This is a genomic window from Marinoscillum furvescens DSM 4134 (assembly GCF_003386095.1).
GTDB classification, from domain to species: domain Bacteria; phylum Bacteroidota; class Bacteroidia; order Cytophagales; family Cyclobacteriaceae; genus Marinoscillum; species Marinoscillum furvescens.
Map to the genome: position 1 here is coordinate 478514 of NZ_QREG01000001.1, position 24414 is coordinate 502927.

Annotated in this window: 23 protein-coding genes; 10 read left to right on the plus strand and 13 right to left on the minus strand. The window is 46.5% G+C overall.

Going from position 1 to position 24414, the window contains the following annotated elements:
* Window positions 1–72: 72 nt before the first annotated feature.
* Window positions 73–525: a hypothetical protein gene (locus C7460_RS02180; RefSeq protein ID WP_245986144.1), complete on the plus strand. Its 453-nt coding sequence runs from the start codon at window positions 73–75 to the stop codon at window positions 523–525.
* Window positions 526–601: 76 nt separating this feature from the next.
* On the opposite strand, the gene C7460_RS02185 is transcribed toward C7460_RS02180, so the two are convergent.
* From C7460_RS02185 to C7460_RS02220, 8 genes are all read right to left on the minus strand, one after another.
* Window positions 602–949: a P-II family nitrogen regulator gene (locus C7460_RS02185; protein ID WP_115866415.1), complete on the minus strand. Its 348-nt coding sequence runs from the start codon at window positions 947–949 to the stop codon at window positions 602–604.
* A gap of 7 nt (window positions 950–956) precedes the next feature.
* The gene (locus C7460_RS02190) at window positions 957–2273 is read right to left on the minus strand and encodes an ammonium transporter (RefSeq protein ID WP_221409424.1); all 1317 of its coding nucleotides are present in this window, start codon (window positions 2271–2273) and stop codon (window positions 957–959) included.
* Between the two features lie 251 nt (window positions 2274–2524).
* Complete coding sequence (gene acs, locus C7460_RS02195; RefSeq protein WP_115866417.1) at window positions 2525–4426, minus strand: acetate--CoA ligase; 1902 nt, start codon at window positions 4424–4426, stop codon at window positions 2525–2527.
* Between the two features lie 41 nt (window positions 4427–4467).
* A complete protein-coding gene (locus tag C7460_RS02200; RefSeq protein ID WP_115866418.1) occupies window positions 4468–6153 on the minus strand; it encodes a sodium:solute symporter family protein in 1686 nt (561 codons plus the stop codon).
* A gap of 6 nt (window positions 6154–6159) precedes the next feature.
* Complete coding sequence (locus C7460_RS02205; protein ID WP_115866419.1) at window positions 6160–6417, minus strand: DUF4212 domain-containing protein; 258 nt, start codon at window positions 6415–6417, stop codon at window positions 6160–6162.
* Between the two features lie 89 nt (window positions 6418–6506).
* Window positions 6507–7226, minus strand: a complete 720-nt coding sequence (locus C7460_RS02210) for a ZIP family metal transporter (RefSeq protein WP_115866420.1) — start codon at window positions 7224–7226, stop codon at window positions 6507–6509.
* Entirely contained in the window at window positions 7223–7954 is a 732-nt protein-coding gene (locus C7460_RS02215) for a class I SAM-dependent methyltransferase (RefSeq protein WP_115866421.1), read from the minus strand. The genes C7460_RS02210 and C7460_RS02215 overlap by 4 nt, the downstream gene beginning before the upstream one ends.
* Window positions 7951–8979 (minus strand): FAD:protein FMN transferase, encoded by a 1029-nt coding sequence (locus C7460_RS02220; protein ID WP_115866422.1) that lies wholly within the window; start codon window positions 8977–8979, stop codon window positions 7951–7953. The genes C7460_RS02215 and C7460_RS02220 overlap by 4 nt, the downstream gene beginning before the upstream one ends.
* Window positions 8980–9112: 133 nt before the next feature.
* Between C7460_RS02220 and ruvB the strand changes: the two genes are divergently transcribed.
* From ruvB to C7460_RS02255, 7 genes are all read left to right on the plus strand, one after another.
* Window positions 9113–10138 carry a Holliday junction branch migration DNA helicase RuvB gene (gene ruvB / locus C7460_RS02225; protein WP_115866423.1) on the plus strand — a complete coding sequence of 342 codons (1026 nt, stop codon included), beginning with the start codon at window positions 9113–9115 and terminating at the stop codon, window positions 10136–10138.
* 162 nt (window positions 10139–10300) lie between these two features.
* Window positions 10301–11419: a T9SS type A sorting domain-containing protein gene (locus tag C7460_RS02230; RefSeq protein WP_115866424.1), complete on the plus strand. Its 1119-nt coding sequence runs from the start codon at window positions 10301–10303 to the stop codon at window positions 11417–11419.
* A gap of 40 nt (window positions 11420–11459) precedes the next feature.
* On the plus strand, window positions 11460–11735 hold the full coding sequence (locus tag C7460_RS02235; protein WP_115866425.1) for a SelT/SelW/SelH family protein: 276 nt from the start codon (window positions 11460–11462) through the stop codon (window positions 11733–11735).
* A gap of 20 nt (window positions 11736–11755) precedes the next feature.
* Window positions 11756–12682: a tRNA epoxyqueuosine(34) reductase QueG gene (queG, locus tag C7460_RS02240; protein WP_115866426.1), complete on the plus strand. Its 927-nt coding sequence runs from the start codon at window positions 11756–11758 to the stop codon at window positions 12680–12682.
* 19 nt (window positions 12683–12701) lie between these two features.
* Window positions 12702–13307 carry a trimeric intracellular cation channel family protein gene (locus C7460_RS02245; RefSeq protein ID WP_115866427.1) on the plus strand — a complete coding sequence of 202 codons (606 nt, stop codon included), beginning with the start codon at window positions 12702–12704 and terminating at the stop codon, window positions 13305–13307.
* A 106-nt stretch (window positions 13308–13413) separates the two neighbouring features.
* Complete coding sequence (gene purU / locus C7460_RS02250) at window positions 13414–14277, plus strand: formyltetrahydrofolate deformylase (protein WP_221409425.1); 864 nt, start codon at window positions 13414–13416, stop codon at window positions 14275–14277.
* 98 nt (window positions 14278–14375) lie between these two features.
* Window positions 14376–15089 carry a hypothetical protein gene (locus tag C7460_RS02255; protein WP_115866428.1) on the plus strand — a complete coding sequence of 238 codons (714 nt, stop codon included), beginning with the start codon at window positions 14376–14378 and terminating at the stop codon, window positions 15087–15089.
* Window positions 15090–15128: 39 nt separating this feature from the next.
* Here C7460_RS02255 and C7460_RS02260 read toward each other — a convergent pair whose 3' ends face one another.
* Entirely contained in the window at window positions 15129–16442 is a 1314-nt protein-coding gene (locus C7460_RS02260) for a pyridoxal phosphate-dependent aminotransferase (protein WP_115866429.1), read from the minus strand.
* 180 nt (window positions 16443–16622) lie between these two features.
* Here C7460_RS02260 and C7460_RS02265 point away from each other — a divergent pair, with 180 nt between their 5' ends.
* A complete protein-coding gene (locus C7460_RS02265; protein WP_115866430.1) occupies window positions 16623–17420 on the plus strand; it encodes a formate/nitrite transporter family protein in 798 nt (265 codons plus the stop codon).
* A gap of 77 nt (window positions 17421–17497) precedes the next feature.
* Window positions 17498–17830, plus strand: a complete 333-nt coding sequence (locus tag C7460_RS02270) for a hypothetical protein (protein ID WP_147302824.1) — start codon at window positions 17498–17500, stop codon at window positions 17828–17830.
* Between the two features lie 228 nt (window positions 17831–18058).
* Here the strand turns inward: C7460_RS02270 and dnaK are convergent, their stop codons facing one another.
* The 4 genes from dnaK to C7460_RS02290 form a co-directional block, all read right to left on the minus strand.
* The gene (gene dnaK / locus C7460_RS02275; protein ID WP_115866432.1) at window positions 18059–19993 is read right to left on the minus strand and encodes a molecular chaperone DnaK; all 1935 of its coding nucleotides are present in this window, start codon (window positions 19991–19993) and stop codon (window positions 18059–18061) included.
* 182 nt (window positions 19994–20175) lie between these two features.
* Entirely contained in the window at window positions 20176–20373 is a 198-nt protein-coding gene (locus C7460_RS02280) for a hypothetical protein (protein ID WP_147302825.1), read from the minus strand.
* 73 nt (window positions 20374–20446) lie between these two features.
* Window positions 20447–22510, minus strand: a complete 2064-nt coding sequence (locus C7460_RS02285; protein WP_115866434.1) for a beta-N-acetylhexosaminidase — start codon at window positions 22508–22510, stop codon at window positions 20447–20449.
* Between the two features lie 207 nt (window positions 22511–22717).
* Window positions 22718–24400: a SusD/RagB family nutrient-binding outer membrane lipoprotein gene (locus C7460_RS02290; protein ID WP_115866524.1), complete on the minus strand. Its 1683-nt coding sequence runs from the start codon at window positions 24398–24400 to the stop codon at window positions 22718–22720.
* Window positions 24401–24414: the final 14 nt, after the last annotated feature.

Here is a 24414-nt window from a genome sequence, read left to right on the forward strand (position 1 = left end):
TTGTTAACACTTTACATTCATTCGATTCCCACCTCTAACTGAATACCTAAACACCCCCTAAAGTTCAATATTATGTTTGACGAAGATGATGATTTAGATAGCCATCAAAATTTGCCAATTTTCAAAAAAGGTGAGGAAATTCTGCAACTTACTGAAAAAGTGGTAAGTCTCATCACTGATGAGGATGATGAAGTACTGAATGAGTACAAGCGGTGGATGATTCAAGATGCCACTACGCTATGCGTGCGTGTGGCTGGAGCTGAGGCTGGCGAGCTTTATGATATCAAAATGGAAAGTGCAGCCCTCATACGTAAAGCAGCTCGTGAGTTGCGTGTAAACTGTACAGGCCTCCGAATGATGGGATATAAGCAGCCCGACTATTTGAAACTAATTCAATCGGAAATAGAAGAATATCGGCACTTGTTTATCGAATGGGTATCCACCTTTGATCCCTGGAACTTTGAAGTAGATAACTGGGGGCTTTTTAACCCTCCAGGGGTAGATCCCAATGCTCCCAACCCTTAACTCCGGTGTTATCTAAAAAAACAACAGCCCGCTGAAAACAGCGGGCTGAGCTCATTATGACTAGTGAGCGGTGATACTAAATGGCATCTGCGCCACGCTCGCCAGTACGGATACGAATTACATCGTCCAGTGGCATAATCATAATCTTGCCACTGCCCACAAACTCTCCGTCATTGGATTGCGTAGCATTTTGAATAGCCTCTACCGTACGGTCTACATAGTCGTCATTTACTGCGATTTCTATTCTGGCTCCTGGGGTCAGGTTTGGCACTACCTTTTGCCCCCTGTAAATCTCCCCTTCACCATTGGCCCGGCCATGACCAGACACATGAGACACCGTGATTCTCGATATCCCAGCTGCTATCAATCCTTCACGCACCTGGTCAAGTTGATTTTCTCTAATTATTGCGATAATAAGTTTCATAGTCAGCTTAGTTAGGGTTAATCATTCCATACCCACGCTCTCCGTGGTAATAATTGTCCAGTCCCTTCATTTCTGCTTCGTCCGTTGCCCGAAGTTTGATAAACTTATTGAGCACAAACAAGATTAGCAATGTTCCTACTACGGCGTATGCTATTGCGATGAGCACTGCGAGTATTTGTATGCCAAACTGATCCCAAATGGTCCAGGAACCTCCTGCCAGCTGAGCTGCGTCTTCCATCCAACTTTCGCGAATAAAAAACACCAGAAAAATAGCTCCAACGATACCACCTACACCATGGATACCAAAAGCATCTAGTGTATCGTCATAGCCTAGTTTGTTTTTCATGATGATGGCCATGTAACAAATGATGGTAGACAAGATCCCCAGAGCAATAGCCCCCATAGGCTGAACCACGCCAGCTGCAGGAGTAATAGCTACGAGGCCTGCCAGTATACCACTGACAAAACCAAGTGCAGTAGCTTTGCCCTGATGCCAGCCTTCGATGATCACCCAGGCTAAGGCTCCAGCCGCTCCAGCGATTTGAGTCACAGTAAGCGCCTGCGCTGTAGCCAGCCCACTGCTGATACTACTTCCGGCATTGAAGCCAAACCAGCCTACCCAAAGGAGACCCGCACCGATCATGGTCATAACCAGATTACTAGGGCGCATAGGCAAGTGTGGATGTGACTTTCTACCTCCCAGGTAAATAGCAGCTACTAAACCACTTACACCTGCAGAAATGTGCACTACAGTACCTCCAGCAAAGTCAATAGCTCCATCTGCTCCCAGGTTAAACAAGAACCCGTCAGATGCCCACACCCAATGACAAAGTGGGTTGTAGATAAGCACTCCCCACACTGCGATGAAAATACAGTAAGCTTTGAATGAAACACGCTCAGCAAACGCTCCCGCTATAAGTGCGGGGGTGATAATGGCAAATTTGGCCTGAAACATAGAAAACACATATTCAGGTATACCTTCTCCCAGTATGGAGTCATCAATACCCTGTAGCATGAAGTAGTCCCAGTTCCAGCCAAACCAACCTCCGAGAACATTTTCCCCGAAAGACATGGCATAACCCACAGTCACCCATAGTATGGTCATTATTCCCATAGCGGCAAAACTGTGCATCATTGTCCCCAATACGTTTTTGGTGCGTACGAGACCTCCGTAAAACATGGCCAACCCCGGAATCATCAGCAGCACGAGTGCTGTAGAGGTTAGCATCCAGGCGGTAGCGCCTGTATCAATTGGCTCATCGGCTCCTGCGTATACCGCAGGCGATAGCAGTAACACCCCTCCTAGTAGCAGAAGGGTTTTCATTGTTTTTTGCATTAAGATTGATCTTTTCTATGGCACGAAAAAATAACAGGGCGCCAAACTAACGAAAAAGCCCGATGCCCTGAAATTTATCCTTTGCGCAAGCCATATTTTTGAATAAAACAAAATACGCAGTGCACTATTTTGCCATTTTCACATTTTTGAAAAGAATCAATCTTTCAATTTGACCATAAAAACAAAAGCCATTCCCTACAAAATCAGGAATGGCCTTTGCTAACGTCTTCATCTATCACTCAATCTTTCACGGCTCCTTCTATGATAGCCTCTACCACTTCTGGGTTGAGCAAAGTAGAGGTATCTCCTAGCTGATCGGATTCTCCAGATGCCACCTTGCGCAGTATTCTACGCATGATTTTTCCGGAGCGAGTCTTTGGCAGACCAGGAACGATCTGCACCTTGTCAGGCTTAGCTATAGGTCCAATGATCTTATTGACCGTCTGACGGATTTCATTTTTCAGGCTCTCTTCAGTTCTTCCCTCCATGTCACAAATCACATAGGCATAGATTCCCTGCCCTTTAACTTCATGAGGGTAACCTACCACAGCTGATTCCACCACCTTAGGATGCTCATTGATGGCGTTTTCCACCTCGGCTGTTCCCATACGATGACCAGAAACGTTGATCACATCATCTACCCTACCCAGAATCCTCAAATATCCGTCATGATCTCGCTTGGCTCCATCACCTGTAAAATACATCCCTTTGTAAGTAGAAAAATAGGTCTGCTTACAGCGCTCATGATCTCCATATGTCGTGCGCAATATTCCTGGCCATGGAAATTTCACACAAAGATTTCCCTGCACATTATTGCTTTTGAGTTCATTCCCATCAGCATCTACTATCACCGGCTGCACACCGGGCAATGGCAGTCCGGCATGGGCTGGCTTATTGGGTGTCACACCGGCCAGAGCAGAAATCATAATGCCGCCAGTCTCGGTTTGCCACCAGGTATCAACAAGCGGGCAATTCCCCTTACCTACATGGTCATGATACCAATGCCAGGCCTCCTCATTAATAGGCTCACCCACAGACCCAATCACTTTGAGTGAATCCAAACTGTAAGGCTCCAATGGCTCCAGTCCATGAGCTTGCAGAGCTCTAATTGCAGTAGGAGCTGTATAAAATTGATTGACCTGATACTTATCCACTATTTCCCAAAAGCGTCCAGCATGCGGATAGGTAGGCACGCCTTCAAACATCACCGTGGTAGCCCCGGCCAATAAAGGGCCGTATACAATATAGGAATGACCTGTAATCCACCCCACATCTGCCGTGCACCAGTAGACATCACCAGGGGTATACTGAAAAACATTTAGGAAGGAGTAGTAGCTATACACCATGTATCCGCCACAAGTGTGCACCACTCCTTTGGGCTTACCTGTAGACCCTGAAGTGTACAAAATAAACAACATATCCTCGGCATCCATTACTTCTGCCGGACATTCCTCAGACTGGCCCTGGATGGCGTCATGCCACCAAATGTCACGTCCCGCCTTCATGGCAATATCCGCTCCTGTACGCTGATACACGATCACTTTCTCTACGGTGCTTGTATTTTCGAGCGCTTCGTCTACCACGCCTTTCACATCTATTTTTTTCGCACCACGGAAGTTCCCATCCGATGTAAGTACCATCTTGGCTTCACAGTCGTTGACCCGATCTGCCAATGAGCTGGAAGAAAAACCAGCAAATACCACGGAATGCACCGCACCGATCCGTGCACACGCTAGCATGGCAATGGCGGCTTCAGGAACCATAGGCATGTAGATAATCACACGATCACCTTTACCTACTCCCTGGGCTTTCATCGCATTCGAAAATTGGCACACTTTGGCGTACAGTTCCTTATACGTCAAAGTAACACCTTCTTCATCTGGCTCATTCGGCTCCCATACGATAGCCGGCCGATCACCCATGATGAACAGATGCCTATCCAATATATTTTCTGTGATATTTAGCTTCCCATTTAGAAACCACTTGACATCAGGACCTTCAAAATCCCACTCAAGCACTTTATCCCAGCGCTTTTTCCAATGAAATGACTCACCAATTTGAGCCCAGAATACCTCAGGCTGTAAAACACTCTTTTGGTACTCATGTATGTATCCGCTTAGTGTTTGAATTTTATGACTCATGTCTAGTTTACAGTTTATTTAGTCTAGTAAATGTGAATTTTCTAATGTTCTGAAGCAGCACCCGCTCCTCTGGGGTAACGAATCTGCTCTACCATTTCCTGTACATCCTCCGGGGGTTTTGGTGTCATTCGGGACACCGTGAGGGACACCAGGAAGTTTACCATCATGGCAATAGTACCAAAGCCTTCTGGCGAAACCCCAAACCACCAGTCTTCAGGAGTACCTCCACCAAACCCTCCAAGCTTGTACTTGATCATATAAAAGAGCATCAGCAATATGCCTACGATCATACCTGCAACAGCCCCTTCTTTATTCATCCGCTTATCAAATATCCCGAGGATAATTGCAGGGAAAAAACTGGCTGCAGCAAGTCCAAAGGCCAGCGCTACCACTGCTGCCACAAACCCTGGTGGGTTGATACCAAAATAACCGGCCACCAACACCGCTGCAATGGCCCCGACCCTTGCCCATATAAGTTCCTCTTTGTCGGAAAGGTTTGGCTTTATCTGTTTCTTAATCAAATCGTGTGACACACTGGCTGAAATAACCAACAGCAAACCAGCCGCCGTAGATAAGGCAGCAGCTAACCCTCCTGCAGCCACTAGCGCCACCACCCAGTTGGGGAGCTGAGCTATTTCCGGATTGGCCAGCACCATGATATCCCGATCTATCACCAGTTCATTTTCGTCACCTGCCACATACTGGATCTTACCATCTGCATTTTTATCTTCAAACGTGATGAGCCCCGTAGTTTCCCAGTTGCTAAACCACTCAGGCATGGTACTATAGTCAGCATCTCGCACCGTTTCGATAAGGTTGGTACGTGCAAAAGCTGAAATAGCTGGTGCTGTAGTATAAAGGATAGCAATAAAAACCAGCGCCCAGCCGGCTGAAATTCGAGCGTCCTTCACTCTGGGCACGGTGAAAAACCGCACAATAACATGTGGCAAACCTGCTGTCCCCACCATTAGCGCGAGGGTAATAGCAAATACGTCGATCATGGACTTGGATCCACTGGTATATTCTGCAAAACCAAGCTCCCGATGCAGCCCGTCCAGCTTATCCAGCAAAAACGTACCATCAGCAAGCGACCCCCCAAAACCCATCTGGGGAATAAAATTGCCAGTAAGCTGAAATGAAATAAAGAAAGCCGGCACCATAAAGGCAAAAATCAGAATGCAATACTGCGCTACCTGGGTATAGGTAATTCCTTTCATCCCGCCTAGCACGGCATAAAAGAAAACAAGTGCCATCCCGATATACACTCCGGTATTCACGGGCACCTCCAAAAACCGTGAGAAGACCACCCCAACACCACGCATCTGACCTGCCACGTACGTAAAAGACACAATAATGGCACAAATCACTGCCACGGAGCGTGCCACATTAGAATAATACCGATCACCAATAAAGTCTGGAACGGTAAACTTTCCGAACTTTCGGAGATAAGGCGCTAACAACAAAGCAAGCAGCACATAGCCGCCTGTCCATCCCATCAGGTAAACAGCCCCATCGTACCCCATGAAAGAGATAAGACCTGCCATGGAGATAAATGAAGCAGCTGACATCCAGTCTGCAGCCGTGGCCATACCATTGGCCAGGGGCGACACCCCACCTCCTGCCACATAAAAATCTTTGGTAGAAGACGCCCGAGACCACACCGCTATTCCGATGTAGAGCGCGAAAGTGACGCCTACAATTAAAAACGTCCAGGTTTGTACATCCATAGCTGCCTATTTTTCGTCTACGTCAAATTCACGATCTAGCCGGTTCATCAGCCAGACATACACGAAGATCAATACCACAAAAACGTAAATGGATCCCTGCTGGGCAAACCAAAAGCCTAGCTTAAATCCTCCTAATCGGATGGTGTTGAGCTGCTCAGCAAAAAATATCCCGGCGCCATAGGAAACGGCAAACCAGATCAGGAGCAGCACTAGAAGATACCGAAGATTCCTACGCCAGTAGGCCTTCATCTTATTGTCACTCATTTTTGAAAGTTGGGTTTATTGAAGCCTTGAAGATAGGCAATTCCCAACTTCTGCAGAATTAAATTCTAAGGAGAATTAAAAATACCATTTTATAGCATGTGCTCGGCCACAATGGCCAAACCAGCCCCCAGTACACTCACCAAAAACTTCTTCAAACCAAAGTGATGGTTTGGGCTGGTCTCCACAAAAATAGTAGTGGATATATGCAGAAAACTCCCCGACACAAAGGCAAAAAGAATCACCAGCTGATCAGACGACATATGAAGTACCTGATCACTAAGCAAAAAGCCAAGAGGTGATGACAAGCTAAAGACAAGCAAGATTACCCATAGCCCCGCTGAGACCTTTGCCCCATTCTTAAAGGTGGTCACCAAGGCAAATGCCGCAGGCACCTTGTGCAAGACAATCCCTATCAGCACAGAGTGCGAATCATGATGATCATGAAAAGGGGAATCATGAGTAAGCAGAGCGCCCTCCAAAAAACTATGAATCACCAGGGCCACTAATAAACCGAGCCGTCCACCCACAGACATATCTTCCTGCGCATGAGCGTGACCGTGCTCTATACCGGATGTAAAATATTCTAGCAGCTGCTGAAAGAAAAAACCAAACAACACATAAAGGCCAATTTTCATAGGGTTGGCACTCAGCGTAAACACCTCCGGCAAAATATGGATGATCGTAATCGAAAACAGGAATGACCCTGCGAAAATGAGCGGATAACGAATACTAGTCCCACCGTTTACATACCGGGCTGCAACACCTCCTAGCAGGGCGGACAGAAACAATACAGAAAAAATCAGGATCATTTGGTTGCTATAAAAATCAGGCGTTCACTTTTTTCTTTATCATAGGACGACAACTGGTAGTTTCCAAACACTTCCCGAACCTGCAAACCTGCCTGCTCGAAGTAGCTGAGAAACTTCACCCGGCGGATGGCTTTCACTTTTTCCTGATAATGGTAATGCGATCCATCAGCAAAAAATTCAATATCCTTCAAAATATATTCCCCATCAAAACTACGAGAAATTTTGAAGGTAATTCCCCCCATTGTTTTTTCCTCTTCTGACACCAATCCATTGATCACCGCGTAGGGGTTTAAAAAGTCCAACACAAACGTCCCCCCTTTTCGCAGGCTATTCGCTATACAATTAATGGCCTGCTGATTCTCAGATTTGGTATCAAAATACCCAAAGCTGGTGAAAAGATTGAGCACATAATCGTAGCGCGCTTCCCCGAATGGCTCACGCATATCTTGCTGCTCAAAATGCAATCGCTCATTGCTATACCTACTGGCATATCGGATATTTTGCTCGGACAGATCCAGTCCTGTCACGTCATACCCTTTGCTGTTGAGGTAAATCGCATGGCGACCTTTCCCGCATGCCAAATCTAAAAAGCGAGCTTCCTGATCCGGAGCCAAATGCGCTATCAGCCGATCTATAAAAAATTGCGCTTCTTCGTGATCCCTGTTTTGATACAGTATGTGATAATACGGTGAGTCAAACCACTCACCAAACCATTCTATTTTACTCATTGAATTTTGTTCAGTTGAATGGCGGATTGTAATCCTTCAGATACGTAGCTTCCCAAAGTGCCATCAGAGTTTTGAAAAATTAAAAATGCTTCCATCTCAGAATGCCTGACGATTTGTTTGGAGGCTTCCACCCCCAAAACCATAAAAGCTGTAGCATATGCATCAGCAGTCATGCAATCCTCCGCAAATACTGAAGCACTCAGGAGGTTGTGGGTAGTATTGTACCCGGTACGAGGGTCTATAGTATGTGCTATGATACGCCCATCCTTTTCATAATAGTTTCGATAATTACCCGATGTAGCCATGGAGCGATCCTGCAGAGCCACTATAGCCAACAGACGCTGCTCTGTCTGAGCCACAGTAGGGTCTTCAATGCCTATCTTCCATATTTCTCCCTTATCATTTTTTCCGGCAGCACGTACTTCTCCACCGATCTCTACCATGTAATTCTCGTATCCATTGGTCTCTAAAAACTCAGCTACTACATCTACTGCAAGTCCTTTGGCGGTAGCACTAAAGTCCAGATACATCGCTGTATCCATCACAATCTGATCTTCGGTATAGCTAATCTCATGAAATCCAACATGCTGCCGAAGCTGAGCTATCAGGCTGCTATCTGGCACATTGGGAAGCTTATCAGGACCAAACCCCCAGGCATTGACCAGAGGACCTACTGTGGGATCAAATGCTCCGTCAGTAGTCTCATACACCAACTTGCTTTGCGCTAGCACATCAATAAACAGTGCCGAAGGCTCAGACAGCCTACCAGTCTGATTGAGCGTGGATATTTCTGAGTTAGGTATATAGGTAGATAAAGACTGATTGAATGCAACCAAAAGAGAATCGATAGACTTTTTATGATTAGACGCATCATCACCCAGGTATTTCACATTGTACTGAATGGTACCCATCGTCTGTCCGGTAACATGAGTGAGCGAATACTCCGGCTGGCTCTGATACATACGATACAGCGCACCCAATACTACCAGCACCACGATCCCTCTAAAAATCCACTTGCGATCCATAGTTTTGCAATTAAACTGCAATATTAAGCGATATGAAATAAGGATGATTCAATCCATATATCTTTGTGTGGTTCAAACGAACAATATCCCTTAGCTTTATTCATCTGGCAAACGACGATTTAGAGATTCGGAAATGAGAGAAGACTATCTGACAGGCGATGATGAACAGATGAGTTCATCAGAAAAGGAATTTGAAAAGGCACTACGTCCGCTTTCATTTGAAGATTTTACTGGCCAGGCCAAGGTGGTAGAAAACCTACGGATCTTTGTAGAAGCTGCCAAGCAGCGTGAAGAACCACTGGATCACGTACTCTTACACGGCCCTCCCGGCTTGGGCAAAACCACGCTTTCACACATCATCGCCAATGAATTGGGCGCAGGCATCAAAGTCACTTCTGGCCCTGTGCTAGACAAGGCCAGCGAACTGGCCGGACTGCTCACCAATCTGGAACCACATGACGTGCTCTTCATTGATGAAATTCACCGCCTCAACCCTGTAGTGGAAGAGTACCTATACTCCGCCATGGAGGACTATCGCATTGACATCATGCTAGACAGTGGGCCCAATGCACGCTCAGTACAGATAGGACTGGAGCCATTTACACTGATAGGAGCCACCACTCGGTCAGGACTACTCACCTCCCCTCTACGAGCCCGCTTTGGCATCAACTCCCGACTGGAATACTACGATGCACAGCTGCTCACATCCATTGTAGGCCGGTCAGCCGATATTCTGGGCACTCCCATAGATGAAGAAGCCGCCTATGAAATAGCGCGCAGAAGCCGCGGCACCCCACGTATCAGCAACAACCTCCTCAGACGAACCCGCGATTTTGCCCAAATAAAAGGAGATGGCGCCATCACTCTGGACATAGCTCGTATGGCACTCCAGGCATTGGATGTGGATGATCATGGGCTAGATGAAATGGACAACCGCATATTGGCTACTATTATAGAAAAATTTAAAGGTGGCCCTGTGGGGCTTTCAACTATTGCCACAGCATGTGGTGAAGAGGCCGAAACCATCGAAGAAGTCTATGAACCTTTCCTCATCATGGAAGGATACATCAAGCGTACCAGCCGAGGACGCCAAGCCACAGAAAAAGCTTATCAGCATCTGGGCAAGATTCCTCCTGAGCAAATGGGCCGCCTATTTTAACCTCAATAAAGAGGCATTCGTAATCTAAGCAGCATAATTCATCGATTTTTAACACTCGGTATTTGTATTTCTCCTAATCAGTTCCGTTCTTCACAATACTAAACCCAACCGTTAATCATACCAGCACGCTGAACAGCTATAGAAGACTAAATACTTCTAAGCATGAAAGCAAAACACTTCCTAACCGTTTGCGTCTTATGCAGCTACGCTATGACGTATGCTCAATGTCCAGACGCAGATGACATTAGCAACGAAAACTTCACCGTTACAGGTACTTCTTGCGCTATATCGGGTACTCAAAACCAGGGGAGCTCTTTGGGTTTCAGAACACTCACCATTGCCTCAGGAGCAGTACTTACGATCACCGGAGACCTTTACATTTGGGACCGTATCGATGTATATGGCACACTAAACACCACCGGAAACGTCACCAGTTACTCTATATTGGGCAATAGCACCGTATACGTCGCTGAAGGCGGACTGTTTGCTATCGATGGAAATTACACGAATGGAACCGAAGATGCGGTATATTGGGATGGACGAGAGGGCGTAACTACACTCGATGGCATCATGACCGTAGCTGGTACTTACACCAACAATGATGGAGGAACCACCACGGTAAGCGAAACGGGCACTTTACAGGCTGGCAGCTATAACGACAATGGCGGTACTACCACCATCCACAATGGAAGCGTTGCCGATTGCGAATCTGGCTGCTGTGGGGCAGATTGTGACGCCCTACCCGTAGTTTTGCTAAACTTTGAAGTAGCTGCTAATCAATCTGGTGAAGCAATACTTACCTGGGAAACAGCTTCAGAGCTCAATAACGATTACTTTGAAATCCAAAAAAGGGAAGCCAATGAGCGGCACTTTCAAACGTTGACGACCATCTCCGGGCAGGGGACCACCTCATCCCCTACACAATACACCTGGTCAGACCCGCACTTTCAAAATGACGCCTACTACCGCCTTGTTCAGGTAGACTATGATGGAAGCGCCACCATGCTACCTACCAAAATCTTACTAAAAAGCACACACAATACTGGCAAAACCAGCATTTTCCCCAACCCAACTCATGGGTCTGTCACCATACAGGGCTCGGGATATCATAGCCTCACATTATATGATGAGTCTGGCAAAACCATCCTACAAGCCAGCAAAATGCTACCCGGAGAACTGGAACTACTACTCAACCAAACCCTTCAATCTTTGAAAGGGAATTTTCTGATCCAGTTGTCTGGAGACAACTTTTCGAGCACCCATCGACTTGTAAAACATTAGACAGCACAGAAATTTCATGCGCGCTATGTACCTTTAGCTTATGCAAAAAGTAACTATAGAGTACTGCAAGCTATGCCGCTGGATGATGCGAGCCGCCTGGATGGGCCAGGAGCTCCTGACCACCTTCAACGAGGAGCTAGATGAACTTTCACTAAAAAAGGGCACCGGAGGTGTGTTTGATATCTATGTAAACAATCAGCTGATATTTTCACGGAAAAAAGCCGGTCGTTTTCCAGAAATCACGGAGCTCAAACAACTGGTGCGTGATCAAATAGCTCCAGACAAAAGCCTTGGGCATTCGGATAAGAATCGATAGGGCCCGACTACCTTTGTGGCATGATCCCTGAAAAGCATACCGCAACCGTCAAGAAAATAGCCAGCGAACTTGGTTTTTCATTCTGTGGTATCGGAAAGGCAGAATTTCTGGAAGAAGAAGCCCCCAAACTGGAAGAATGGCTAAAACGCGGCTACCAGGGGAAAATGGGCTATTTGGAAAACCACTTTGACAAGCGGCTTGACCCCACCAAACTAGTCCCAGGAGCCAAATCAGTGGTCTCGCTCCTATATAACTACTACCCAGAACCCGATCATAATAAAGACTCTAGCTACAAGATTGCCAAATATGCCTATGGTAAAGACTACCACTTTGTGATCAAAGACAAGCTGAAGGAGTTTATGCAAAGCCTACAAGAAGAAGTCGGAGCTGTTGAAGGCCGTGTATTTGTAGACTCTGCCCCGGTGCATGAGCGTGCATGGGCAGCCAAGAGCGGATTGGGGTGGGTAGGCAAAAACTCCCTGCTCCTCAATCGAAATCTCGGCAGCTTTTTCTTCATAGCCGAACTCATCATAGACCTGGAGCTCGAGCCAGACCCTCCCACAAAAGACTACTGTGGCACATGCACTGCCTGCATGGATGCCTGCCCTACGGATGCCATACCCGAACCCTACGTGGTAGATGGCAGCCGATGCATCTCTTACCTTACCATAGAACTCAAAGATGAAATCCCCGCGGAGTTTAAAGACAAAATGGAAGGCTGGGCATTTGGGTGCGACATCTGCCAGGACGTATGCCCCTGGAACCGCTTTGCAAAACCCCATCACGAACCTGCCTTTACCTCTCAGGGGTGGGAAGATTTTAGCAAACAGGATTGGGAAGAAATGACAGAAGAGGTGTTTCGCAGGGTGTTTAAAAAATCACCGGTAAAGCGAACCAAGTACACTGGGCTAAAGCGAAACATTGACTTTATCAGAAAAAGCGACTGAATCATTTATATTCGTTTCCGTGAACATCCTATACTTCATAGACATCCTGGGCACCATGGTCTTTGCCATTAGTGGTGCGCTTGCTGGCCGAGACAAACAACTCGACTTTTTCGGAATAGCTGCCGTAGGCTTCATCACGGCCATTGGGGGTGGCACGGTCAGAGATGTACTACTCGGCAGCACACCTGTAGGCTGGATGAACGACCTCATCTATCTGGCAATGATTACTGCAGGCGTTTTGATCTCACTTCTGTTCGGAAAAACAGTTAGAAAATTGCGCCGCACTTTTTTCATTTTCGATACAGTAGGGATTGCTGTGTTTACTGTGCTGGGGCTACAAAAAGCACTCACTCTCGGTGTTCACCCCATTATCGCCATCATGATGGGCATGGTCTCTGCGGTATTTGGAGGAGCAATTCGAGATATCGTGTGCAATGACATCCCACTGATCTTTCGCAAGGAAATTTACGCCCTTACCTGCCTTGCCGGTGGCGCACTGTATGTCATACTTGCACTCGTGGGACTCGACCAGTTCTTCAATGTAATCATTACAGTATGCTTTATCGTGAGCTTTCGCATGCTGGCTGTAAAGTATGAATGGCAACTCCCCGAGCTTAAAAATTAACACTTTAGCAACCTGACATGAAAACTGGACTAGTCACTTTATGCTTTTGTGTTTAGCTTTGGGCTACCCAAAAACAGCCCCACACAACACTTTATAATCTGATCTCATGGGCTTGAAAAACCACGCCATACTACTCATACACTGCAATGACCGCAAGGGTCTGATTAGCACCATCACTCACTTTCTATTTGAACACAATGGAAACATCATCGATCTGGACGAACATGTAGAAAAATCTGAGGGTATATTTTTTATGCGTGTGGAATGGGAACTGGAAGGCTTTGACATACCAAAAGAAAACATCCACAGCGTTTTTGATGAGAAAATTGCTTCGCAGTTTGAAATGGAATGGCAGCTACACTTCACGGACAAGAAGCCGCGCATGGCCATTTTTGTCTCCAAAGCTTCGCATTGCTTGTATGACATCCTGTCCAGACACTACTCCGGTGAATGGCAGATAGAGATCCCTGCGATCATCTCCAATCACTCCATCCATGAAGAAGTAGCCAATCGGTATGGCATCCCTTTTTATCACTTTGAGATGAACAAGGACAATAAGGCGGAGGTAGAAATGGCGCAAATGACTTTACTCACAGAACTCAGGGTAGATTTCATCATTCTGGCTCGCTATATGCAGATTCTCAGCAATGACTTCATCAGTGCCTACCCCAACCGAATCATCAACATCCACCACAGCTTTTTACCAGCCTTTGCAGGAGCCAAGCCCTACCACCGTGCGCATGAGCGTGGGGTGAAAATCATCGGTGCCACTAGCCACTATGTAACCGCCGATCTGGATGCAGGCCCTATCATAGAGCAAGACGTGGTAAAAATCTCTCACAAAAACACCGTGGAAGACCTGATCCGAAAGGGAAAAGACCTGGAAAAAATCGTGCTCTCACGTGCCATATGGACACACCTGCAGCGCAAGGCCCTGGTGCACAACAACCGTACGGTGATTTTTGAGTAATCCACTCGTCATCACGCCTGAAATGAAAAAATTGCATTCGTCTGCGATGGTTTCTCAAAGGAATTGGCGTAATTAATGCATCGAAAATCAATCTAACCATGAAAAACCTATTTTGCTTTCTGATAGTAAGTCTATGTGCTCACGTAGGCTCAGCACAATACTCACAGTACTTTATGCCACCGGTAGACGAAGGGCTCGTGATGACCGCAAAGGAAGTTTACGCCATCACCACAGCAGGAGATTCTGTGGCTGGCCGTATCAACTCGGCCGTAATGATGGGAGGTCAGATCAGGTCCTTGACCATCAAAAAAGCTGACAAATCCAAGGTGAAACTAAAGGCTGCTGATGTGAAGCTATTGGCTGTAAAAGCCACGGACTTCATGAACTGGACCAGTGCTATGTCTGCACCGAATATAGCTCGTGTAGCAGATATGGACTACCAAAAAATCATGAAGCGAGAATGGATCCTTTTTGATCAGGCACGCCTACCCAAAAAAGATAAATACGCCCTCATGCAGCTCCTCAATCCGGACTTCTGCAGCAAAATAAAAGTATATGTAAACCCCAACGCAAACGAGACCATGACTTCTTCATTGAATGGTGTTATGCTCGCAGGTGGCGAAGACACATCTTACCTGGTAGTGACTGACGGAGATCAGGCCGAGATTTATAAAAAACGCAAATACAAAAACGAAGCCCTCACCAGGCTGTTCAAAAACTGCGAAACCTTCAAAGAAGAATATGCAGGAGAAAAATTCAAATGGAAGGATTTTTCTGAACACGTACTGGTCTATGACCAGCTGTGTAACTAAAAGGCAATACCAGCAAGATCTTTAAAATACCGGTGAGCGCTAGCCGCTCACCGATTCACAGTATTCCATCACGCCTTCCTTGATCCGCATAAAGGTTTTATGAAGCAACTCCTCGTCTTCTTCCAGCAAAGTAATCCTGAAGCCAAGCAAATCAGAACAGAAAGAGGATATTGGAACAATACACACCTGTTTCGCTGCTAGCAAATAGTATACAAACCTTTTGTCCAGCGTCATGTGATTGGCAGCAAACCATTGATCCAACAATACCTTCACCTTCGGGTCCTCTATCTCCAGTGTCTGTTGCTCATTGAGTACGCCAGGCTCAAAAATCATGGTGTTATAAAACGCACCATTGGTTTGATTAAACTTTACATAGGGCACATCAGCAAAAACCTCATTGAGGTAGGCACTTCGCTTTCCTATTTTCGTTTTAGTCTCTTTTATAAAATCAGGGTAACGTTTGTCCTGCATGATTCTCGGAATTGAGAGTTGCGGCAACTTGGTAGAGCTTACCTCGATCATTTTGGCATTGTCTATGGTTTCGCACAGCCGTGCAAACTCAGGGTCAGAAGTACGGTTATAATACTCCGCCCATCCACAGCGAGCCCCTGGCCAGGGAAACTCCTTAGATATTCCCTTCAAAGAAATAGCTGGCACATCGCCGATCACTTCTGCTATAGTACACGTCTCCGCTCCATTGTAGATGATATTCATGTAGATTTCATCGCAGATCAAAAAGAGATTAAACTCCTTGGCGATAGCCACCATTTGTTCCAAAATTTCTTTTGGATACACCATCCCTGTAGGGTTATCCGGATTGATAATCAGGATGCCTACAATGCTCGGATTGTACTTCACCTTATTGTACAAGTCATCCATATCCGGGTACCACGAATTATCCGGGTCAAGCTTATAGGTGATCGGGTGGTGGTTGGCATGCCCTGCCTCTGCAGAGCTATGTGTAGAATAGGCAGGCGAAGGCCCTATCACCCTGGAGGTGGGCAAAAGGTACTGATAGATCTTCTGGATAGCATCTCCTAACCCATTGAAGAAGGTAATGTCCTGCGGTGCTATTTGCGCTCCACCACGGGCATTGTTGAGGTCCGCCAGAAAGGCCCGCGTAGAGAGCACCCCTTTCGAATGGCTGTACCCATACGTTTCATCTTCATAAAGCAAGTCAGCTATGATTTTTTTCATCCACTCGGGCATCTTATGGTTTTTCTGTATCGGATCCCCAATATTCTCCCATAGGATGTCATACCCAAGCTCTTCCAACTGCTCCGCTTTTTTTACTATCCCACGGATTTCGTAGGACAGCTCATCTGCTCCATCTCTTAGTAACTTCTGTCGCATGCGCTAAAAAATAAGCTACGAAGGTAGAGCAAAAAGTAGGTTTTTAGAAAATCGACGAAAGGATATTACACCAATTGCAGTTTTCATCAAATTTTACCAGCCATTTTGGGTATGTAATAAAATCGTAAGCCTTCCAGACCTACCCTTTCCTCAACCAAAACGTAGGTATGCTATTGACACATGAGCCAGACACCATTAGCCAAAAACGAAGAAGAAATCCTGCAAGACCAACATCGCATTGGCTTTCGGGAATTTAAGCGGTCCAAGCTATCGCTTTTTCTCAGCGGACTCATCGCCGGACTCGAAATCGGCTTTTCGGTACTGCTGATAGGTACGTTGCTTACACTTTTTGGCAATAGCCTACCCGAATACTGGATGCGAATAATGACATCTGCAGCATATCCGCTTGGGTTTATCCTGATTATCGTTGGCAAAAGTGAACTATATACCGAACACACCTCACTGGCCCTTTTGCCGGTGCTCACTGGTCATGCTTCACTGAGGGAGCTGTTGCAGCTATGGTCGTTGATCATCTCAGGAAATTTACTTGGAGGATGGTTTTTCGCCCTCTTGCTAAGCTGGGTGGGCCCTGAAAAAGACCTCCTCACTACAGCCGCCGCTACAGCCATGACTACTCCACTGCTAGAAGCCAAATGGTATGTATTGCTTACCAGCGCTATATTGGCCGGCTGGCTAATGGGGCTACTGAGCTGGCTGGCGGCCTCTGTAGAAAGCAGCCTATCCCGCATACTCATCATCGGCTTGATCACCTTTGTGATTGGCCTGGGACATCTGCATCACTGCATTGTGGGCTCCATAGAGATGCTTTGTGGCCTTTATATTTCTAAAACAATCACCGCCTCAGACTACCTGCACTTTTTAGCATTTGCCATCCTGGGCAATACCATTGGCGGAGCACTATTCGTATCCATCTTAAAATATGCGCAGGTGCATACAGATCACCCAAAACCAGAATGATCACAGGAAAATAATGGGTTTCACAGAAGTAAAACGAAACTTAATTCGTAAGTTTAAATACCAAACACCGCTTCAATATGCTTCTCGTATCCCTACCCGCCAACCACCACACTTACCAATGGCCAATCTCTGGATTATTACAGATGAACTGGCTCAAAAGCACCCTACAAAACAAAAAACACAGAGCACGGACGGATTTCATCCAAAAAGCACCCGGCAATGTAGCCGAAGTATGCTCACCCATACCACCTCATCAGCAGGGCACAGGCCAAATCATGATTGCCTCCCAGGGTGGCCTTCGAAAATTCAAAGCGGTCACAGGTGATGAAACTGACCTCCTCACTGGTGCCATCGTAATAGTGACGGACGTAATAGATACTGAAACCGTAAAAGTCACTCGATCCAAGTAACACGAATAGCGCACAAAAAAGTAAGCTACCAGTGTGCCTTCTCTCTTACTGACCCTACTCCGGGTGCTAGCATCAAAACAGTCTTTGGTTAAAAATGGCTCATAGCAAAATATTAAATATCGCCAACTTTAAGCATTGTCACACTGTCCCTTACAAATGCAAAAAGCCCTTTCCGCGATAGCGAAAAGGGCTTCCAATTGATAATCTATTATCTACGTAACGAAGAAATTATTTCTTCTCTTCGTCCACTTCTTCAAATTCTACATCTGAAACATCTGAGTCAGATCCACCTGCCGATGCATTGGCATCTCCATTAGGGTCTGTGCTCTGCGCCTGCTCAGCACCACCTGCAGCCTGCTGTGCAGCGTAGATTTCCTGAGAAGCTGCTTCCCATGCTTTGTTCATGCCTTCCATGGCTGCATCGATAGCGGCCAGGTCTTGCGAACCATGAGCTTCTTTTAGTTTAGCGAGCGCTCCTTCGATAGCAGTTTTGTTGCCATCTGATAGCTTATCACCAAATTCCTTCAATTGCTTCTCTGTTTGGAAAATCAGTGAGTCCGCCTGGTTGATCTTCTCAATCTTTTCTTTGGCTGCCTTGTCAGACTCTGCATTAGCTTGTGCTTCCTGCTTCATCTTTTCGATTTCCTCCTCAGACAGTCCTGAAGAAGCCTCAATTCTGATTTTCTGCTCTTTGCCAGTGCCTTTGTCTTTGGCAGACACATTCATGATACCATTGGCATCTATATCAAAAGTCACTTCGATCTGAGGTACTCCTCTAGGAGCTGGTGGTATACCATCCAGGTGGAACCTACCGATAGTACGGTTGTCCTTCGCCATAGGGCGCTCACCTTGAAGTACGTGAATCTCTACAGATGGCTGATTGTCTGCAGCTGTAGAGAACGTCTCAGACTTTTTAGTTGGTATGGTCGTGTTTGCCTCGATCAGCTTAGTCATGACACCACCCATGGTTTCGATACCCAGTGAAAGTGGAGTAACGTCCAGCAGAAGCACGTCTTTCACCTCTCCGGTAAGTACACCACCCTGGATAGCCGCACCGATAGCCACTACTTCATCAGGGTTTACGCCTTTAGATGGCTTTTTGCCAAAGAACTTCTCTACTTCTTCCTGAATTTTAGGGATACGCGTAGAACCACCCACGAGGATCACCTCATCAATATCAGAAGCTGAAAGTCCGGCATCCTGAAGCGCCTTCTTACAAGGATCCATTGATCTTCTTACCAGGTCTTCGCTCAACTGCTCAAACTTGCTTCTTGAAAGTGTACGCACAAGGTGTTGTGGTATACCATCGATAGGCATGATGTATGGCAAGTTGATCTCTGTAGAAGATGAAGACGAAAGCTCAATTTTTGCTTTCTCAGCGGCCTCTTTCAGACGCTGAAGAGCCATAGGGTCTTTTCTCAAGTCCACATTGTGCTCACCCTGGAATTCATCTGCCAGCCAGTTGATGATCACTGAGTCAAAGTCATCACCACCCAGGTGTACGTCACCATTGGTAGATTTCACTTCAAATACTCCATCACCAAGCTCCAGAATAGAAATATCGAATGTACCACCACCAAGGTCATACACGGCGATTTTCATGTCAGCGTTTTTCTTGTCCAGGCCGTAGGCCAAAGCAGCAGCCGTAGGCTCGTTGATGATACGCTTCACTTCCAGTCCTGAAATCTGTCCGGCTTCTTTCGTAGCCTGACGTTCTGCATCGTTGAAGTATGCAGGCACGGTGATCACCGCTTCTGTTACTTCCTGGCCTAGAAAATCCTCAGCTGTTGACTTCATTTTCTGAAGAATCATTGCTGAAAGCTCCTGAGGAGTATAGTTTCTATCGCCAATTTTTACGCGTACTGTATCGTTAGCACCAGACTCCAACGCGTAGGATACGCTCTTTCTTTCGTCAGATACTTCTGAATATTTTTTACCCATGAATCGCTTCACGGAGCTAATGGTATTCTGTGGGTTGGTGATTGCCTGACGTTTTGCAGGATCACCTACTTTGCGTTCTCCATTTCCATTGTCCAAAAACGCCACGATAGACGGGGTAGTCCTGCGTCCTTCACTGTTTTGGATCACTACAGGTTCGTTACCCTCCATTACCGCCACGCAGGAGTTGGTAGTACCTAAGTCTATACCGATTATTTTTCCCATTGTGTAACTATTTATTTGAGATTCTTACAATTCTTTTCAACTCGTCAATAGGTAATCAATGGTTGTGCCAACCGGCAATTGACCGGAGAATGTCAGCTGTTTTGTGACAGATTGTCAGAGTCAGACACTCCCCCTAAAAATGTTTGTCAGAATATATGCCAGAAATAGAAATACAGCATCAGCTAGTCATTGCCATTGTTTTTGTCTTGGCGCTGGCGCAAAAACCTCACCACAAACAGCAAAACCACCACAAGTGCTATGACAATGGGTGCATGATCATGAAATTTATCAAGGGCAGCAGGATCTGTGTCCGCACCTATTACATAGTACAACACAACACCCAGCAGTAGGTATAAAATATATCGATGCTCCTTTTTCATAATACTCAGCAGGAATTTTGAGCCCAAAGCTAACATTTCACTGCTGAGCGGAGTGTATTTCAGCCATCAAAATCTAATCCTGTGCACTGCGCCGGTAATCCACCTGATCTAGCAATCGCTCCACTCCTTCTAACATTTGCAACTCGGTGCGTCCGCCATTGGCTCGGGCCTCTACCAGTTGTTTTCGTGCTCTGGCTACCCACTCCGCAGGCAACTCTCGCTGTGCCACTATAGCTTCTAGTGCCACGCGTCCTGATTTGGCAGCTTCCGACAGGTTAGCAGAAAGATTTGATATTTGTTTCAACACAGGTGAATCCTCGATTATCGGCACCACCTGATCATGATTCGCCTCCCAGGTGATGAGCTGTGTCTTGAGCGACTCATGCAATGCCTCCCCTTTTAAAAAGGCCTCCACCTGCTCATTAAAAACACGGGCCACACGGGCATCAGCCGTAGCTGCATCAGCCCATAATGTAAATGGAGAATAAGAGGCATACATGGTACCTCCCGGATTTCTGGTATAGCCCTTCATAGGCTCCACCACCTCAAGCAAAGTCTCTAGTGGCTTGGGATCATGACCTGCAGCCAATTGCCGCAAGATACGCTTTGGTTCACTGACATGTTTGAGATGCAAACGCTCCAGGTATTGATTCACAATCGATAGTCTACGGTACATTTCATCCACATCATTCACCTCCTCAGCAGACCATAAGCGCTCTGCAATAGCCGCCCCACGGGGCCACAGGCGGCTGTCTATGGTATGTTCGGTAACCAGCTCGCTCCACATACACATTTCACCACCCAGTATATGAGACCTGGCCTCATCATCCAGATCTACAGAAGCCGGTGCAGGATCCATTAGGTAATGCTCCTCGGCTGTCATCATCAGATCCAGGTAGTACCCATTAGAAAGTATAGCATCATACCCCGACCTGGCAGCAGCGTAGAGCGAAGCTTTAGGAGTAACACCTTCCCACGCTCCTCTCCAGGAGTGAATCAAAGCACTTTTGGGCATATCAGGAGTCATGATCTCTTCCCACCCCATAGTGATCTTGTTCTGGTCAGCCAGGATTTTCTCTATTCGAATGTTAAAATAGGTCTGCAGCTCATGGTTGGTGTCAATTCCTCTGGCTTGCATAAAAGCCTGGATTTTCTCGTTTGCATCCCAATGCCTACCCATATTTTCATCTCCACCTATATGAAAATAAGGATCTGGAAATATGGCAGCCACTTCTTCGAAAAGATTCTCTAAAAACTCATAAACAGCTTCATTGGTAGGATCTAAGGTAGGGTCAAAAATACCTGCATATCGCTGGATCTGATAAGTAGTATCCGCACTCCCTAGCTCAGGGTGTGACACTAAAATGGCTGTGGCATGTCCTGGCACATCGATCTCTGGCACCACACGAATGCCTCGCTCTGCAGCGTAATTAATGATTTTTTGCAATTCGGCTTTGGTGTAAAACAACCCATCAGAACCAAGTTCAGTTAGCTCAGGATAGGTCTCTGTAGCGATTCGAAATCCCTGATCATCCGACAAGTGCAAATGAAGTACATTCAGCTTCAGAGCTGCCATGGCATCCAGGTTTCTATAGATCACCTCCAAAGGCATAAAATGCCTTGCCACGTCCAGCATAAGCCCACGCCATGAAAACCGTGGAGCATCCTGGATCTGTACGTAAGGGAAGGCATAGCGTCCTTCTCTTACCTCCACCAGCTGCAAAAGTGTTTCCAGAGCGCGAATAGCACCTATATCCGTATCAGCAATAATATGCAGTCCTCCATCGTCTATGGTCAGCTCGTATGCCTCTTTCATGTCAGGTAGTACTTCCCCCTTTTTTTCCACCCGTATTTTCAGATTGGCCTCCTTGTAGCCTGAGCCATCAACCTGAAACTGCTGAAAAAATAAGCCTGTCTGCTCATCCAGCCGACGAAGAAAGCGGGTAGCCTGTGCAGCCAACCGGGGGCGATAGTCTCCGGAAAGGGCTATAGTAAAGTCTTTAGCTATAAAATAATGCTTGTCCTGTAGGTCCACTTTCTGTGGATAGGGCATCACGTTGACGTACTGAGCCTTAGCTGGCAAGCAGGATACAAGCACAAACAATACCAGAGGAACGAAAATATAAGAACGACTCATAGGATGAAGAAATTAAATAAGGGAGGGCTGATATGCCCTCCCCAGGAGGGTAGATTTGAATGAAGTGTAATAAGAAATCAACGTTCGATTTCTCGTTTTATAAACTGTGTGATGGCAACAAATCACACAGTACATTTTTAAGGATGGCCTCCACTTTTGCAGAGGCCATCAATCAACTAATCTGCATCACATCGATGCACAAACCTATTATTTTGCCCACCAGAGGGCTACATCCTGCTTATCCGGCCCCTGTGCCGAAATTGCAGACTGGTAGTTGTCGCCATTTTCACTTTTTACGGCATTGCCATACTGCATCCTCATTGGGTAGGCACCATTGATATCACCTGGAGCGAAAATATCTGGATCTGAAACTCCCGCAGACAACTCTGAAGGATAGCCCATGTCACGTACTACGGCCCACGCTTCAAAGCCATCAGTATAAGAAGCAATCCATCGCTGCACGGCTATCTTCTCCAATTGCTCATCGGTAGTTCCAGACAAATCAGCTATGGATGCATTTTCTAAATACGTAGTGATCTGTCCCTCTGAAACGCCCCACATTCTCATGGACTGTGCAATACCCGTTTCATATAGAGTCTGTGCATCACCAGAGCCCAATCCTTTTACAGCAGCTTCTGCCTGCAGGAAGTAAGCTTCAGCAGAGGTAAAAACGATCTCCGAAGGGATTTTCTCACCACCTTTTGAGCGAACAATTTCCTCCGCAGGGTTGGAGAAAAACTCGTCCTGAACATACTGCTTGATAAACCCATTGAGCCGGACAGGCTGCCCTACATAGGCTCCAGCTTCTACAGACACAGTAACTTCATCTCCTTCTCGGGTAACCGTAGGATTGGCTCCTGCCTCGGTCAGCACTTCTACGATAAAGTCTACTCGCTTGTCAAAGTTTTCAAACCCTTCTGGATTATCCGCCTCACTTGGCTTCACCCAGGTAACCTCTCCTCCTGCTATAGGCTGTGCATAAGCACCAAGCCGTGGATCATTATGATTTTGCAGGTAGTCTACCAGTGGCTTACTTACCTTCCAGTTGGACCCTGCCCCGAAGTTGTGCCACACATCTCCATAAGCTGCGCTTGCCCACTGGCTGATGATGTTGTCTTTCTGCATCAGCACGTCAGTCTCTAGCAAAGGCGCACTCAATGCTTCGGAAATGGCCGTCTCCGCAAACGATGCTCCAGATGCTCCATGAGCCCTTAGTGCCATACGTAGTTTCAAAGTGTTGGCAAGGCGCTTCCATTGCTGCAAATCTCCACCGCAGTAGATGTCGTTTGCTCCAAGATCTTCGATACCTACACCTGTACGCTCAGTATCACCGATGGTGGCCATGGCCTCATCTAGCTTATTGATAACCCCTTGATAGATGGTGGCCTGGTCATCAAACCTCGGACTCAACACTTCCGGGTCTCCTACCTCTGAATAAGGAATTTGACCGAAAGTGTCCGTGTACATTTGATAGTAAAGCCCACTGATGATTTGCCCCACCGCATACATCTGGGGGTTTTCGAAATCGCCACCTGTAGCCGTCAACTTCATATAGTTGTCCAGGTCGCCAAAATAACCAGCCAGCCAGTCCCAGGCAGCATCTGTATAGCCTGGGTTGTAGGTATAGCCCAGTCCGTCATTCCACCAGGAAGCATTAAAACCAAATGTAAATTGTCCCGCATAGCGATCCGCATGGATCAGTTGCGCCCTCCAGTAAGCATAGCGCCCTGGACCGTAAAGATTAAACTGTGCACCAGTAAGAAAGAATTTAGCACTGGCTTCTTCTGTTGTGATATGATTAGGATTGGTGTTGATCTCCTCAAAATCAGAGGTACATGCTCCCACCCCTAAAGTCATCACTAGTATTGCTATATATTTTATCGCTTTCATGTTCGTTACTTTTA

Coding starts and splice junctions, on each gene's coding strand:
- C7460_RS02200 (WP_115866418.1), bottom strand. CDS start 6,153: ATGGATGTACAAACCTGGACGTTTTTAATTGTAGGCGTCACTTTCGCG.
- C7460_RS02190 (WP_221409424.1), bottom strand. CDS start 2,273: ATGAAAACCCTTCTGCTACTAGGAGGGGTGTTACTGCTATCGCCTGCG.
- C7460_RS02270 (WP_147302824.1), top strand. CDS start 17,498: ATGCTTCTCGTATCCCTACCCGCCAACCACCACACTTACCAATGGCCA.
- C7460_RS02205 (WP_115866419.1), bottom strand. CDS start 6,417: ATGAGTGACAATAAGATGAAGGCCTACTGGCGTAGGAATCTTCGGTAT.
- C7460_RS02230 (WP_115866424.1), top strand. CDS start 10,301: ATGAAAGCAAAACACTTCCTAACCGTTTGCGTCTTATGCAGCTACGCT.
- C7460_RS02185 (WP_115866415.1), bottom strand. CDS start 949: ATGAAACTTATTATCGCAATAATTAGAGAAAATCAACTTGACCAGGTG.
- C7460_RS02285 (WP_115866434.1), bottom strand. CDS start 22,510: ATGAGTCGTTCTTATATTTTCGTTCCTCTGGTATTGTTTGTGCTTGTA.
- C7460_RS02235 (WP_115866425.1), top strand. CDS start 11,460: ATGCAAAAAGTAACTATAGAGTACTGCAAGCTATGCCGCTGGATGATG.
- C7460_RS02180 (WP_245986144.1), top strand. CDS start 73: ATGTTTGACGAAGATGATGATTTAGATAGCCATCAAAATTTGCCAATT.
- acs (WP_115866417.1), bottom strand. CDS start 4,426: ATGAGTCATAAAATTCAAACACTAAGCGGATACATACATGAGTACCAA.
- purU (WP_221409425.1), top strand. CDS start 13,414: ATGGGCTTGAAAAACCACGCCATACTACTCATACACTGCAATGACCGC.
- C7460_RS02215 (WP_115866421.1), bottom strand. CDS start 7,954: ATGAGTAAAATAGAATGGTTTGGTGAGTGGTTTGACTCACCGTATTAT.
- C7460_RS02280 (WP_147302825.1), bottom strand. CDS start 20,373: ATGAAAAAGGAGCATCGATATATTTTATACCTACTGCTGGGTGTTGTG.
- C7460_RS02255 (WP_115866428.1), top strand. CDS start 14,376: ATGAAAAACCTATTTTGCTTTCTGATAGTAAGTCTATGTGCTCACGTA.
- C7460_RS02220 (WP_115866422.1), bottom strand. CDS start 8,979: ATGGATCGCAAGTGGATTTTTAGAGGGATCGTGGTGCTGGTAGTATTG.
- ruvB (WP_115866423.1), top strand. CDS start 9,113: ATGAGAGAAGACTATCTGACAGGCGATGATGAACAGATGAGTTCATCA.
- C7460_RS02265 (WP_115866430.1), top strand. CDS start 16,623: ATGAGCCAGACACCATTAGCCAAAAACGAAGAAGAAATCCTGCAAGAC.
- C7460_RS02290 (WP_115866524.1), bottom strand. CDS start 24,400: ATGAAAGCGATAAAATATATAGCAATACTAGTGATGACTTTAGGGGTG.
- queG (WP_115866426.1), top strand. CDS start 11,756: ATGATCCCTGAAAAGCATACCGCAACCGTCAAGAAAATAGCCAGCGAA.
- C7460_RS02260 (WP_115866429.1), bottom strand. CDS start 16,442: ATGCGACAGAAGTTACTAAGAGATGGAGCAGATGAGCTGTCCTACGAA.
- C7460_RS02210 (WP_115866420.1), bottom strand. CDS start 7,226: ATGATCCTGATTTTTTCTGTATTGTTTCTGTCCGCCCTGCTAGGAGGT.
- dnaK (WP_115866432.1), bottom strand. CDS start 19,993: ATGGGAAAAATAATCGGTATAGACTTAGGTACTACCAACTCCTGCGTG.